General features: G+C 56.5%; 10 protein-coding genes. 7 read left to right on the top strand and 3 right to left on the bottom strand.

All coding sequences use genetic code 11. The features are described from left to right. Nucleotides 1–57 precede the first annotated feature (57 nt). The 5 genes from nadB to QML71_RS12995 are packed head-to-tail and all read left to right on the top strand — an operon-like array spanning nucleotide 58 to nucleotide 6,683. Nucleotides 58–1,722 carry an L-aspartate oxidase gene (gene nadB, locus QML71_RS13015; RefSeq protein WP_282012357.1) on the top strand — a complete coding sequence of 555 codons (1,665 nt, stop codon included), beginning with the start codon at nucleotides 58–60 and terminating at the stop codon, nucleotides 1,720–1,722. Next, nucleotides 1,719–4,187 (top strand): DNA translocase FtsK, encoded by a 2,469-nt coding sequence (locus tag QML71_RS13010; protein WP_282012356.1) that lies wholly within the window; start codon nucleotides 1,719–1,721, stop codon nucleotides 4,185–4,187. Before nadB ends, QML71_RS13010 begins: the two co-directional genes overlap by 4 nt. Then, nucleotides 4,180–5,061: an aspartyl protease family protein gene (locus QML71_RS13005; protein WP_282012355.1), complete on the top strand. Its 882-nt coding sequence runs from the start codon at nucleotides 4,180–4,182 to the stop codon at nucleotides 5,059–5,061. Before QML71_RS13010 ends, QML71_RS13005 begins: the two co-directional genes overlap by 8 nt. After that, nucleotides 5,061–5,882, top strand: coding sequence for a hypothetical protein (locus QML71_RS13000; RefSeq protein WP_282012354.1), 822 nt, complete (start codon nucleotides 5,061–5,063; stop codon nucleotides 5,880–5,882). The genes QML71_RS13005 and QML71_RS13000 overlap by 1 nt, the downstream gene beginning before the upstream one ends. 9 nt (nucleotides 5,883–5,891) lie before the next feature. Next, entirely contained in the window at nucleotides 5,892–6,683 is a 792-nt protein-coding gene (locus tag QML71_RS12995; RefSeq protein ID WP_282012353.1) for a lysophospholipid acyltransferase family protein, read from the top strand. Between the two features lie 205 nt (nucleotides 6,684–6,888). On the opposite strand, the gene QML71_RS12990 is transcribed toward QML71_RS12995, so the two are convergent. Genes QML71_RS12990 through QML71_RS12980 form a run of 3 tightly spaced genes read right to left on the bottom strand, consistent with a single transcriptional unit; the run spans nucleotide 6,889 to nucleotide 12,425 of the window. After that, the gene (locus tag QML71_RS12990) at nucleotides 6,889–8,826 is read right to left on the bottom strand and encodes a glycosyltransferase family 39 protein (protein WP_282012352.1); all 1,938 of its coding nucleotides are present in this window, start codon (nucleotides 8,824–8,826) and stop codon (nucleotides 6,889–6,891) included. After that, complete coding sequence (locus QML71_RS12985; protein WP_282012351.1) at nucleotides 8,741–10,648, bottom strand: glycosyltransferase family 39 protein; 1,908 nt, start codon at nucleotides 10,646–10,648, stop codon at nucleotides 8,741–8,743. Before QML71_RS12985 ends, QML71_RS12990 begins: the two co-directional genes overlap by 86 nt. Before the next feature lie 10 nt (nucleotides 10,649–10,658). Continuing rightward, nucleotides 10,659–12,425, bottom strand: coding sequence for a glycosyltransferase family protein (locus tag QML71_RS12980; protein ID WP_282012350.1), 1,767 nt, complete (start codon nucleotides 12,423–12,425; stop codon nucleotides 10,659–10,661). A 404-nt stretch (nucleotides 12,426–12,829) separates the two neighbouring features. Here QML71_RS12980 and QML71_RS12975 point away from each other — a divergent pair, with 404 nt between their 5' ends. Beyond that, a complete protein-coding gene (locus QML71_RS12975) occupies nucleotides 12,830–13,336 on the top strand; it encodes a gamma carbonic anhydrase family protein (RefSeq protein ID WP_282012349.1) in 507 nt (168 codons plus the stop codon). Between the two features lie 24 nt (nucleotides 13,337–13,360). Continuing rightward, nucleotides 13,361–14,236, top strand: a complete 876-nt coding sequence (locus QML71_RS12970) for an MTAP family purine nucleoside phosphorylase (protein WP_282012348.1) — start codon at nucleotides 13,361–13,363, stop codon at nucleotides 14,234–14,236. Nucleotides 14,237–14,239: the final 3 nt, after the last annotated feature.

Below are 14,239 nucleotides of genomic sequence, written 5' to 3'. Positions count from 1 at the left end.
TCGCTGTAAAATCAATATGTTATTGATTTAACAAGGGTTTCACGATACAATCCTATCATGAAAATTGCGCGTGATTTCATCGTGGTGGGCAGTGGCCTGGCCGGGCTCACATTCGCCCTCAAAATTTCCGAATACGGCTCCGTGGCGTTGATCACCAAAAACGCCCTGGATGAGTCGGCGACCAAGTACGCCCAGGGCGGTATTGCGTCGGTGATGGCGGCGGACGATTCCATCGACCTGCACGTCGCCGACACGTTGGAAGCAGGACGCGGCCTGTGCAGAAAAGACGTGGTGCGTTGCATCGTGCAGGAAGGTCCGGCGCTGGTGCGCGAACTGGCGACCCTGGGCGCGCGCTTCACCCGCACGCCGGAAGACGCGTATCACCTCACGCGCGAAGGCGGTCATTCCAAACACCGTATTCTGCACGCCGACGACATGACCGGTTGGGAGATCGAGCGCACCCTGATCGAAGCCGTGCACAGCCGGCCCAATATCGAAGTGTTCACCTACCACATGGCGGTGGATCTCATCACCCGCGCCAATCTCGACGCATCCATCGCACCCGGCAGTCCTGAGGATGAGGCGCTGGGCCTGTACGCATTGAACGAACACACGGGCGACGTGACGACGTTTCTCGGCAAGGGCGTGTTGCTGGCCACCGGCGGTGCGGGCAAGGTGTACCTGTACACCTCCAATCCGGATACCGCCACCGGCGACGGCGTGGCCGTGGCCTACCGCGCCGGAGCCCGGATCGCCAACATGGAGTTTTTTCAGTTTCACCCGACGTGCCTGTTTCACCCGCAGGCGAAATCGTTTCTGATCTCCGAGGCGGTGCGCGGCGAAGGCGGCATTCTGCGTCTCAAGAACGGTGAGACCTTCATGGAAAAGTACCACCCGCTGGGATGCCTTGCGCCGCGCGACGTGGTGGCCCGCGCCATCGACTACGAAATGAAAAAGAGCGGCGACGACTGCGTGTACCTCGACGTGACGCACCTCGAGGGTTACCGCACCCGCGAACGGTTCCCGAACATTTACAAGACCTGCATGGATTTCGGGTTCGACATGACGCGCGAGCCCCTGCCGGTGGTGCCGGCGGCGCATTACATGTGCGGCGGTGTGATGGCCGATCTCAACGGCCAGACCAACATCCGCCGCCTGTTCGTTTCCGGAGAAGTGGGCTATTCCGGCCTGCATGGGGCCAACCGGCTGGCGAGCAATTCGCTGCTGGAAGGGCTGGTGCTGTCGCATCGCGCCGTTTTCAAAGCGCGGGAGCTGCTGCCGGTATCGCGCGACCTGGAAGCGTTGCAGGAACGGATACCGGAATGGGATCCTGGCGACGCGGTCGAGAGTGACGAGTCGGTCGTGGTGTCGCACAACTGGGATGAAATCCGCCGCCTCATGTGGAACTACGTCGGCATCGTGCGCACGGACAAACGGTTGCACCGGGCGCACCGGCGCATCTCCATGCTGCTGGAAGAAATTCAGGAATACTACTGGAGTTTCAATATCACCCAGGACACGCTGGAGCTCCGCAACATCGCCATCACCGCGCGGTTGATCATCGAGGGTGCGTTGATGCGCAAGGAAAGCCGGGGCTTGCATTACAACCTGGATTATCCCGAACCCGACGAATCGCAGACGCCTGTGGAAACGTTGTTGCAGGACGCGGCCCAGCGGCTGTTGAGTCAACCCCGAACCCGGAATCGAGCCACACGACCATGAACGGATCGCAAGCCAACGAACCCAAATCAAAAATAAAGTCCGAAGACACGCCGGTCACCGCGCGTCTGCATCCGTTGCGCGACGTGTTCGGGGTGATGCTGATCGGCTTCACCATTTTCGCCCTGTATTCCCTGCTGACGTACTCGCCGAAGGACCCGTCCTTGCACAGCCGGGTCATGCAGTCGGTGGAAGTGCAGAACAACGGTGGACTCGTTGGCGCGTATTTGTCCGACCTTCTGGTGCAGACGTTCGGCACCGGGGCGTTCGTGTTTCCGTTGATCACGTTTATCATCAGTTGGGGACTCATCCGCGGCAAGCAGTTCGACCGCTGGCCGTCGATGCTCGGGTTCGGCCTCGTGTTCTGGGTGGTGTTGTGCGGCCTGTTGACCATGAGCTTCGACCCCGACCCCTACTTCGGTCACGTCACCGTTTCCGGCGGACTGGCGGGGGGCTACGTTTCCTCGTACCTGGTGTTGTGGCTGAACGCGTGGGGCGCTCGTCTGGTGTTGACGACGCTGCTGTTCATTGCCGTCATGGGCATGGTGGGCGTGCCGATGGACACGCTGGTGCGCGGCTCCGGTAGCCTGTTTCGTTTCGGCCTGCGCCTGCTGGGCAAGGGATTGAGCCGGTTGATGGCGTTGGGCTGGGCACTGGTTGGGCTCATACAGGAAGCGGCGAAAGGATTGTGGCGGCTGGCCAGGCTGGTCCGTAAAACGATGCAGGACAATCGTCCGAAGTTGAGCGAGCCGGTCATCGTTTCCAACGAGGCCTTTGTGCCGACCGAACTCATGGCTCCCGTTTCCAAGCAGCCGGAACCGCAGGCAGGTCGTTCCCGAAAAAAGAAAGAAGACGATCCGGAAGAAAAACCGCAGCAGTTTGCGACCCAGGAAGATTTTCCGTTTGTCAGTGAAGGCGGAGACTACCGGATCCCGCCCGTCGATTTGCTGGAAGATCCGGTGCGCATCAAAAACGTGGACAAGCTGCGCGAAGAGATCATGCTCAACTCCACCATTCTCGAACGCAAGCTGGCGGATTTCGGCATTGCGGGCAAGGTGGTGCAGGTGTTGCCAGGCCCGGTGATCACGTTGTACGAATACGAGCCCGCGCCGGGCATCAAGGTGAGCCGCATCCTGTCGCTGACCGACGATCTGGCATTGGCCATGCGCGCGCCCAGCGTGCGCATCCTGGCTCCGGTGCCGGGCAAATCGGTGGTCGGCATCGAGTTGCCCAATCCGAAGCGCGACACCGTCGCCATCAAGGAAATCATTCAATCGGACATTTTTCAGAATACGCCGTCCAAACTGACGCTGGCGGTGGGCAAGGACAACATCGGCGTGCCCATGGTGCAGGACCTGGCACAGGTGCCGCACCTGCTCATTGCCGGATCGACCGGTTCCGGAAAATCCGTCGGCATCAATTCCATGATCATCAGCCTGCTGCTCAACGCCACACCGGATGAAGTGAAGCTGATCATGATCGATCCGAAGATGCTGGAGCTTTCGATGTACGACGGCATCCCGCACCTCATCGCGCCCGTGGTCACCAATCCGAAAAAGGCGGCGGCGGCGCTGCACTGGGCGGTGGCGGAGATGGAACGGCGCTACAAGATGATGGCGGAAAAATCGGTGCGCAACATCACCGGTTACAACGACCTCGTCGAGAAACTGGATCGCCAGCGGCAGGAAGAAGAAAGAAAAAACAAAAAAACGAAAAAGAAAGCGCCTCCGGTTGACGAGGAAACTCTGGAAGACGAGGCGTTTTTGGATACGGAAGAAGAAGGGGAAACCGAGCCGGCGGTTCTCAAAAAACTGCCTTACGTGGTCATCATCATCGACGAACTGGCGGACCTGATGATGGTGTCGTCCAAGGGCGTCGAAGATTCGCTGACGCGCCTGGCGCAGATGGCGCGGGCGGCAGGCATTCACCTGATCGTTGCCACGCAGCGCCCCTCGGTGGACGTGTTGACCGGCATCATCAAGGCCAACTTTCCGGCGCGGCTTTCGTTTCAGGTCACCTCGCGTGTGGACTCGCGCACGATTCTCGACAGCGTCGGCGCGGAAAAACTGCTCGGCAAGGGCGACATGTTGTTCCTGCCGCCGGGCACCTCGCGTCTGAAACGCATTCACGGTTGCATGGTCAGCGACGAGGAGATCAACCGCATTCTGAAATTCATCAAGGATCAACCGAAGGAAGCGGAATACCGCGCGGATGTGTTTGAAGAAGTGGTGGAGGCGGAAAAACAGCGCGTCGAAGAGGAGGAGGACTTCGATGAGTTGTACGACGATGCCGTGGCCATTGTGGCCAAGGAAAAGCAGGCTTCGATTTCCATGATCCAGCGCCGCCTCAGGGTGGGCTACAACCGGGCCGCACGCATGATCGAGATCATGGAGCGCGAAGGCGTGGTGGGCCCGTCCGACGGCATCAAACCCCGGGAAGTGTATGTCAAACCGATTCCCTTTGATTAAAATTGCAGCGTGCCTGCTGATGGCAAGCCTTGCCGCGCTGAGTCTTGACTCGACGCCGGCCTCCGCCAAAATTTACAAGTGGAAGGATGACACCGGAAAACTGCACTTCACCGACAGCCTCTCTAAAATCCCTCTCAAGTACCGGCAGCAGCAAGACGTTAAAACCCTGCGCGATCAGCCGGAATCCACCGATCCGGTCAAGCTCAATTATCCCGAAGCCGGCCCCGATCCGAAGAAGCACGTCATTCCACTGACCTCCATCGGCAACGGCAATTACATTGCGGAGGTGCTGATCAACGGCAGCATTCCCGGCAAGCTTATGGTGGATACGGGGGCGTCGGGCGTCACGCTTTCGGAAGAACTCGGGCGCAAGATCTACCGCGATCTCGGGGTGTTGCCCACGCTGCAGGTGCAGACCGGGGGCGGTACGGTGGATTCGCCGCTGTTGTTGCTGCGTTCGCTGAAAGTGGGAACGGCGAAGGTGAACGACGTGGAGGCCAACGTCAATCCGCATCTGGGTGCGGGATTCGATGGGTTGCTGGGTATGAGTTTTCTCGGCGATTTTCAGGTGCGGGTGGACAGTTCCGACGACTTGTTGATTCTGGATCCTCTCGGCAAAAAGGGAGAGCCGACCTGGGGTGGAAAAACCGGGACCTGGTGGAGCCGTAAATACGAAGCCTATATCAGCAAAATGCTGGGATACCGCATGATGGCGGAGCGCAACAAGAATGATTTTCGCGCCGCGGACAATTTTAAAAAGCTCTCTGATTTTTATGAAGATCTTTATGAGTCGCTGAACCGGCGCGCCGAGCGCGCGAGTGTGCCCGATGATTATCGCCTCGATCCCAAAAACGTGCGCGTGCAGCTCCCCTGATGATGGATGCGCCCCCACAAGACCCGGATCTTTCTGCGCCGGCACCCTCTGAAAACGGTTCACCGGAAGCCGAAGCGCCGCATGTCTGCGTGCTGCTCGGGGCGAGCAATCTGGCGCGGGGGTATAGCGCTCTGTCTCATTACCTGACGCGGAACCTGGCGCCGCAGCCGGTGCGGATTCTGGCGGCGATGGGGCCGGGGCGCGGTTACGGCTGCCGAGGCGGCATGCTGAATATTTCGTACCCGCCCATCGTTGACAGTCCGTTGTTCCAGCGAGCCCGAAAACAAGCAGAATCGGGGAGCCGCGTGGTTGCGTTGGTCACCGATATCGGCAATGATCTGTTATACGGAATGGACCCGGATCACCTGGTCGCCACCCTGGAGGAAGTATTTCAACGTCTGTTCGATCTGAATGCCCGCATTTTTGTGACCTCGTTGCCGGTTTTTTTCGAGCAAGAAGTCTCTCCGATGGTTTATCATTCTATAAGGGCGCTGTTGTACCCGAAATCCTCTGTATCTCAAGAACACGCCGTGAACGGTGTTCGGCGTATGAATTCATATTTAAAAGAATCGAAAGATCCGCGCGTTCGCGTGGTGCCACCCTTGGATGAGTATCTGGGCTGGGACCATGTGCACTACAGCCTGCTTCGGTCCACAGAAGTGTGGAACCGAGTGGGAGGAACCCTGTTGTCTGGCTGGGATCGACAGCCACGCCATCCCCTTCGATTTCCACGAATGCTGCTGTCTTACCGGGATAACCTGCATCGACTGCTGATGATGGAGTCGTTGAAGTGCATCCCGCGCAGCGCGAACTTGTTTTAAAGGAATTTTATGTCTGTTTTACGCATGGGGTACCGGCTGGCCCATTTGTTTTTGGTCGTGGTTCTTTCCTTTTTGACCTCCGTGGTTCTCTGGTTGTTGTTCCGTCATAATTCGCAGGCGCATTGCAAATGGGTGGGCTGGTTTGCGCGCTTCTGGGCGCGCCGGGCGTGCCGGGCGATGGGCGTCCGTTACCAGGTGGAAGGCAATTGCAACATCCCGGCGGGTTCCATGATCGTCGCCAACCATGTGGGTGCGGTGGATATCCTGCTGTTGGCGGCGAACTTCAAACTGTTTTTCGTCTCCAAGGCGGAAGTCAACGGATGGCCGATCGTGGGCCAGATGGCACACCTCGGCAAAACCATTTTTGTGGATCGCAACCGCCGTCACCAGGTGACGGGAATGATTGACAGCATACGGGAGCGCATGCGCGCCGGGTTCAATGTGGCCTGGTTCCCGGAAGGCAGTGTCACCCCTGGCGACAGCATCGGTCTGTTCAAGCCTTCGGCGTTCGAAGCGGCGGTGCAGGAAAAGCGACCGGTGGTGCCCGTGTTGATCCGCTTCTCGGGCGGCGAAGACCCTTACGTGGCGAGTTGGACAGACGGCCTGGGCGAGCACATGGTCCGGGTTCTGAAATGTCCGCGTTTGCAAGCCACGGTCCGCGTGCTGCCTCCGGTCGAACCCACCGGCACCCGCCAGCAACTGTCCCGCCGCTGCCATGACCTGCTCTACAAGGAATTTCATGGAGTGGAGACGCAGGACGATCTGAAAGCCGTTGCCGTCAGTGGTTCGGCGATGACGTAAGCGCCTCAGCCGCCACCTCGCTTTTCAGTTCCTGAATGCCAATCTCCGGCCATGGCTTTGCCTGTCAAATGCCTGCCGCAGAGGCTATCCGCGCGCGCCGCTGCTTCTCCCCATCTGCCTGTTACGGGTTCCATCTATTTTCAAAACATACCGGCTGTTTTCAGGCGGGAATTCCCTGTGATCTCTCCGTGCACCGGATAAGAACTCACTTGTCCCGGTTTGTGCGGCGCTTCCAGACTTGGACGCCGAACTGACGACTGGTGAAAGGCTCGACTCCAAATTGGGCGACTGCTTTGTAGTCTGCCAGGATCCATTTGTAAATTTCCCGGGCAAAATCGGTGCCGAAATACCGTTGTCCAAACCAGCTGTAGTCGGAATGCACCAACAGGATGTGCGAGGGGGGGCTGGATTGCAAGCGGCTCAGGATTTCTGATTCCGCGTGGATTCGCATGGTGAATGGGCTGAACAAAGTATTACGTGTGGGAAAGCGTTTCCTCAAAAAATAATTGAAGATCATGGCGTCCGGCAGGGTGAGCAGGGTTTGGCCTTCCATCATGTCCTTTTTCAAAAAATCCAAGGTTTGGTTCGCGATCAGCCCCCGGGAAAACATGCGACCGTCGGGGTAACGGACCATGGGTTGGAAATCATAAATCCGGTCTGTACCGGTGCCGATCGGATATGTTTTATTCTGGTAGGCAAAGTAGGTGTTGGGCAACGGCACTGCGAGGAAAAACAAAACCGAAACAAAGGTCACGGTGCGGACGAATACGGCTTTCCCTGAAATGCGCTCGGCAAGACGCGGTAAGGAATGCAAAAGAAAAAAGACCATGACCAGGGTGGCAGGCATGGCCAGTGCAAAACCGAGATCTGTAATGCGGAAATTGAAGAACGCTTTGAAGGTGAGCGTCAGCGCGAACACGACGAGAGCCCAGAGGATGACGCGCCGCTTTGTCGTCTGCGACGGAATGGACTCGCGTTGCAACTGCCACGCCAGATAAAAACCAAAGAGAAACAGGAAAAGCGGGAACGAACGCGTGAGCTCCAGCCAGGGCAGGGTGCGGAACATCAGGATCAATAGTATCACCGTGAACGCGCCCGCAACGAAGGAGACCCGCCGCGTATTGTGGCCGCCCCGGCTCAGCAGATGGTTGAGGAAAAGCACCAAACCGACCACTCCCGCAAAGGTTGCTGCATGCATGCCCATGCGTTGCAGGTTGTCTTGAAAGTGCATCAGGCCCAGCGTGAATTGATAATACGGCAATTCGCGAATGGCGGGATCTCCGGCTTGAAGATATTGATTGAACACATAGCGAATACTTTCGGAGACGGGCATGTGTAATGAAAAATAAAGCAAAGTTATCAGGAGAACCAGCCCTGCGCAGGATGCAAACACCGTGGCATTGAGGATGAGTTTTTTGAAAGGCAACCTTTGCCGCCGCCAGAAAATCAAAAGCCCACCCCCCATACTCAACAGGGTGGCAAGGCACACTTCGACCTTGGTGAGAAACAGAAGCCCGAGCAAAAACCCAAGTCCACACAGGGTACGCAGGCGTGGCGCTTTCAAATACCGGTAAAAAAGAAAAAGGATCAAGACGCTCAGCAGGATTCCGTGCGTTAAATCGTATAAATAAGGCGTGACAAAGTTGAAGCTGCCGAATCCCATGTGATAGGCAAATGCAAACACGCTTATAAAAGTCAGACTGACCACGGTGGCGGTGTATGCATCACCCAGGTAGTCGCACAGGCGGTAAATCAAAAAAGTGACCAACGCGATCAAGACCAGATTGAATAAGGCCAGTTGCAGGATACCCACGCCAAAAATACTGAAAATCAAAGCGTGCACGTAAGTGGAAAGAGGGCCGTGAAAGTATTGTGCGTCGTGATAAAGGACCTGGCCTTCAGACACCACCCAGGGCAGGTACAATTGCTGGCCGTAATCCACCATCAGGTCGGGCCAGCGTTGCCAGCTGATCAGTGTCAACAAGACGAAGACCGTGGCAATGGGAATGGGCCCGGTGATCAGTTTTCTGATTATGAGAGAGCTCCAGGCTTTAAGGTCAGTCTGTGTCGGCATGGTTGGTTTCCGGACGTAGTTTGAAAAATTGAACTCCAAAACCGTTAGCAGTAAATGGCGCGGCGCCAATTTGCCTGAACAGAATGTACCGGTCTTGAATCCAATGGTGGATGTCTTGCCCGAAATCAGTGCCGAACCATGGCATCTGGAATTCGTAATAATTGCGGTCGATCAGCATGATATAAGGAGGCGGCTGGACCTTCAGCTTTTCAAGAAGGGGCGCGTCGCCGCCGTACAGCACCCAGGTGAACGGATTCAGTATGAACCCACCCAGGGGATCCGGGCGCCGGGACAGGTAATTGATCATCAACGCATCCGGCCAAACCAAGACCGGAACGTCCGGTTCCATTTCAGACTCCATCACTTCCAGGGCGTATTTGATCATGAGGGCCTTCATATAGGGCTTGCCCAGATGCAAGCGCGTCTTGGGATGGTAGTCGTACAGCATGTCCGGACCTTGCGCTACGGGAACCACTTTCCGCGTAAAGAAAGAATACGATGCAAAATCCAGCGCGAAAATATAAAACACCATCAGACCCGCTGCAACGGTCCGATAAAAAAGAGGAGGGCCGCAGCGTGCTCGCAACCGGTTGGGGATGAAGTGCAGCAGGAGGATGCTCAACACCAGTGTCCCCGGTAACGTCAGCGCAAATCCATAATGGTACACCACCACCTTGAAAAAAACCTTCAGCAACAGAAGCAGGGAAAATACAGTCAAAACCAGCAGGCCCGCGTATTTAAAAAACTCCGGAGTGGGATGGAACTCTTTACGCAGAAGAACGGCCAGGTAGATCCCCAGTCCGATCAGGATAAACGGCATCGGTTGGAGAAACAGCTTCCAGGGAATGTCACGAAAGTATAAAAGCAACAGGGCGAACAGCGCCGCCAGAACCAGCCCCGCTACCTTGTGGGCTGGAACTTTTTTCGTTTCAACAAGACGATTGAGCCCCAATACCCCGAAGACCAGCAGCACCAGCACGCCGCTATAAAGAAACGTTCGGGTCAGGTTGACGCCCAACTCATCGGTGCCACGGATACGGGTGAAATAAAGAAAGTCATGAATATCCGGATTGAATGCCAGCACCCAGGGGGAGAGCCAGTGCGACAAAGACTCTTCAAGCGGCATGTGCATGGCAAATATTAAAATGCTCACCGCCGAAGGCACAATGAATAGGAAGACGGCGATGCCTGTATTCAGCAGCCAGGATCGTAAAGGCATTTTGTGGACCGCAAACGCGAGCAACAATCCCACCGCCGCCGCCGGCCCCACCGCCGCCATGATCTCGATCTTGGTCAGATAGATGAGGCCCAGCAGCAATCCAATGCCACACAGCCGCGGAGTTGTCGGCGCTTGCTGGTAGCGCAGAACCTGGTGGAGCGCAACAAAACTCAACATCATGCCGTGAGTCAGGTCGTAATTGTACGGCTGAATGAAATTGTAATTCCCAAGGTGGCGCGGCTGACCCAGCGCATTCACGGTCACCAGCCCCAGGGTCGCTACCGTGGCGGTGAGGCGATCGGAAAGCCTGTAGGTCATGCTGTAAAGGAGCACTGCAAACAGGGCAGTCAGCAATATATTGAAGTACACCAGGTGCATCGCGCCCGGACCGAAGACTTTAAAAACCAGTGCATGAATGTAAGAGGAAAGGGGGCCATAAATGTGGAACACGTCGCGGTATAAAACGTCTCCCTCGGCCAGGCGCCACGGCACATACAACTGCGATCCGTAATCGATCATCAGATCCGACCACCGCCGCCAGCCGATAGCGGTCATCACAGCGGCCGCTGCGAACACAATCCCCAACCCCCCGTACCGGCAGGCCAGGCTGGATTCTTGTTTGTTGGAGGTGCTCCCGGTCGTCGAATGCAAATCGGTATCTGACTCGGCCATCAGGGGTCCTTCACTGGGTTTGAGGTGAGTGTTTCAGAAACAAGATGCCGTAGCCTTTGCCACTGGAAGGGTGTTCACCGAACAAGGCCGCTTCCTTATAATGCGTGCGAATCCACGCATGCAGATTGTTGGCGTAATTTTTTCCGAACCTCTGGGCGCCAAGATGAAGATAATCTCTGCTCACAATGATGATGTATTGCGGCGGCTGTTGCTGAAACCGCTCCAGGTAACGCGCTTCGCCATGAATGTGCATCTCCAGCGGATCGAAGGTGAGAAAAGGAAAGGGGTTCGTATGCCGGGATAGATAATTCAGCATGCTTCCGCCAGGCAGGACAGGAAACGCCGCCTTCGGATCTATTTCTTGATCGATGTATCCCAACGCGGCGTTGACGACGACCCCCCGGGGAGTCAACTGGGGGTTGTAATCCAATGTCGTGTCCGGTCCCGTACTCACCGGATAATTTTTAAGCAGGTAGCCGTTGTAGGAACTGGTCATGTGCACAATCGCATAAGTCAGCACCAATGCGGGGGTGATGGCGTGGCCAAAAGAAAATTTCTGCCGGTCTGATGGAATCCATGCTGGCAGATCGAAAACCAGAAACCGGATCAAAAGCATGAATGCCGGAAACGCCAGGGCGAAACCGTAGTGATAAACGTGGACGTTGAACAGGATCTTGAACATCAGCACAAATGAAAACAGGCTGAACGCAAACAGGAACAGGGGCTGCGCTCTTTGAGTGGGGTGCGCTTTTTTCAGGTTGCGGAGGTGGACGATTCCCAGCGCCAGAACCAGCAGAGGCAGTGGCCGGGCCAGCTCGGTCCAGGGAATGGGCGCAAAGCCGATTGCCGTGGCAAGACCCACAACAAACAGCCACCCCGTCCATGAACCGGAAAATCTTTTTGTCAGTAACCATTGGTGAGTGGCATAGATCAACGCCAAAATACCAACCCAGTCCAGGGCGTACCCCAACAACTTCGTCAGATTGCCTCCCAGGTCGTCCAGGCCTGCGGCCCATTGATACATGGGCAACGACCGGGGGAGGGGATCCCATACATGAAGCCAGGGCCCGATCAATCCCTGGAACGCTTGCCCACCGGGCATATAAAGGGCAAGGTAAATCCAAAACATGAAAGGAATGGAAACAACGGCCAGAACCCAGACGAATAGACTCAATAATTTTTTGCGGAAGCCTCCTTCCTGATAATAAAAAGCGATGGATAATCCTGAGATCATCGCGAGGAATACAGGCAGGAAGACTTCCGGCTTGGTGAGGAACACCAGGCCTGTCAAACAACCTGTTCCGGCCAGCTTCCCGGTGCGGGGTTGCTGCAAATAAGACTGATAGAGAAACAGCGTGACGATCGCCAGAAACACGCCTTGAGTGAGTTCATAGTTGTAAGGGGAGACAAAATTGAAATTGCCTCTTTCATGAGGGTATTGTGCCAGTGCGAACACAGCCAGAAAGCCGATGCCGCACAACGTCGCCGTGAGTGCATTGGCACACCTTCGAAAGAGAACAAAGATCACTCCCGTCAGCACCGCCACCAAAAACAAATTGAAGAGCATCAGCAACCGAATGCTCGGGCCAAATACCGAAAACAACAAACCATGCACATGACTGGAAAGCGGCCCAAACAGATAATGGATGTCGCGGTAAAGGACCTTGCCTTCCGAAATTTGCCACGGGAGGTAAACCTGGGATCCATAATCGATCATCAGGTCGGGCCATTTGAGCCACCCGATGGATGCCATGAACAAACCGGACAGGGCGATCAAGGCAGGTCCCCAGCGGTCCGCCAACTCATCCACATCACCGGCCCGGCGGGCGTTCGAAGCTGAAGAAATTGCCATGTAAGGGGTCACTCCACCAAAGTCGAGCCGATGGTCAGGCCGTGTCGCAGGGACTCGATCGGTTTCCGATGTGAGGTTGCCGGGTTGATATATAATGTATAGATTCCAAAAAGAGACGCCGTGCAAGACCTGCCCGGGCGTCGCTGCCCTGCCCCCAAGGTTTTGGAATAAGAGGTGTTTCCTTGAATATCAGGTTAAGGGTATACTAGCCAAATTGCAACCGGCCCCGCACCGAGCTGGATCCCGCACCGGGCCGGTTTCCGCAGGGAGCCCCGAACGAACTGAAATCCAAAATTGATTACGAGCCTGAAACGAGTCGGAACCCAACCATGATTCAACCTTTCATCGACAAAACACCGCAAGTTCATTCCTCCGCCTGGGTTGCGGACAACGCCCGCGTCATTGGCGATGTCGTCATCGGCGAATCCAGCAGCGTCTGGTTCAATGCCACGGTGCGCGGAGACATCAACTATATCCGTATCGGCAAACGCACCAATATTCAGGATGGATGCGTGCTGCACGTCGCGCGCAAAACGTTGCCGTTGATCATTGGCGACGAAGTCACCATCGGCCACAACGTGGTTTTGCACGCTTGTACGATAAGCAACCGCTGCCTGATTGGAATGAGCGCCACGGTGATGGACGGCGCGGAGATCGGAGAAAACAGCATCGTCGGCGCGGGCGCACTGGTGACGCCCGGCACGAAAATTCCTCCGGGCAGTCTGGCCGTGGGATCGCCCGCCCGTGTGAAGCGTGAGTTGACAGAGGACGAGATCCGCGACATTCGCGAGTCCGCCGCCCATTACGTTGCCGACCTCGAACATTATTTCGAGTGACACCCCGTTTGAGAGAGTCCACCCATGCAAGCGAGCCTGGCAGTCATCGGCGGCAGCGGCGCCTATCATCTTTTAACCCGCAACCTGCTGGGTGAAGAGGTGGATTGTGCGTCGGTGGAAACACCCTTCGGCGCAAGCGCTCCCCTGCATGAGTTCCGCGCCGGCGACAGCACGTTTTTATTTTTATCGCGCCACGGCGAGACCGATTACTCCCTCACGGCCCCGTTCGTCAATTACCGCGCCAACATCTATGCGCTGAAAGCCTGTGGCGTGCGGCGCATCGTGGCATGGAGCGGGCCGGGCATCATCAATCGCGCCTACCGTCCCGGCGAGTTCGTGTTGCCGCACGACGTGATCGACGAAACCCGCAACCGGGAATCGACCTTCTTCAAAGAACGGGGCATCGGTTTCATCCGGCAAAGCGACCCGTTTTGCCCGGAAGTGCGGGACGCCTTGCACGAGAGCATGCATCACGCCGGCCTGCCGCATCACGAGCAAGGCGTGTACGTGTGCACGCAGGGACCGCGTCTGGAATCTCCGGCGGAGATCAAAAAGTTCCGCATCGTCGGCGCGGACCTGGTCGGTATGACCCTGTGTCCGGAAGCTTTTCTGGCGCGTGAGTTGGAGATGTGTTACGCCCCTGTTTGTTATCTCACCAACTATGCCGAGGGCGTGGTCCAACGCGATTTCAAAAAGGGCGAACTGTTCGAAGGCATGCAAAGCGGGGAAGAGAAAACGCAGGTGGATGCGGCCATCCAGCAGTTTCCGCTAATCCTCGCGGGCGCATTTTCCCAGCTCGCGGGAGAGGATGCCCAATGCCATTGCCCGCATGCCATGCAACGTTACCGCGACAAGGGCATGATCGGCGGCGATTGGAAAAGCTGGCTGGGTCCGGTCTGACGG

It is taken from the genome of Nitrospina watsonii (assembly GCF_946900835.1).
Taxonomy (GTDB): domain Bacteria; phylum Nitrospinota; class Nitrospinia; order Nitrospinales; family Nitrospinaceae; genus Nitrospina; species Nitrospina watsonii.
The sequence above is the reverse complement of the archived record's forward strand: the minus strand, read 5'-3'. Positions and strand labels throughout refer to the sequence as shown.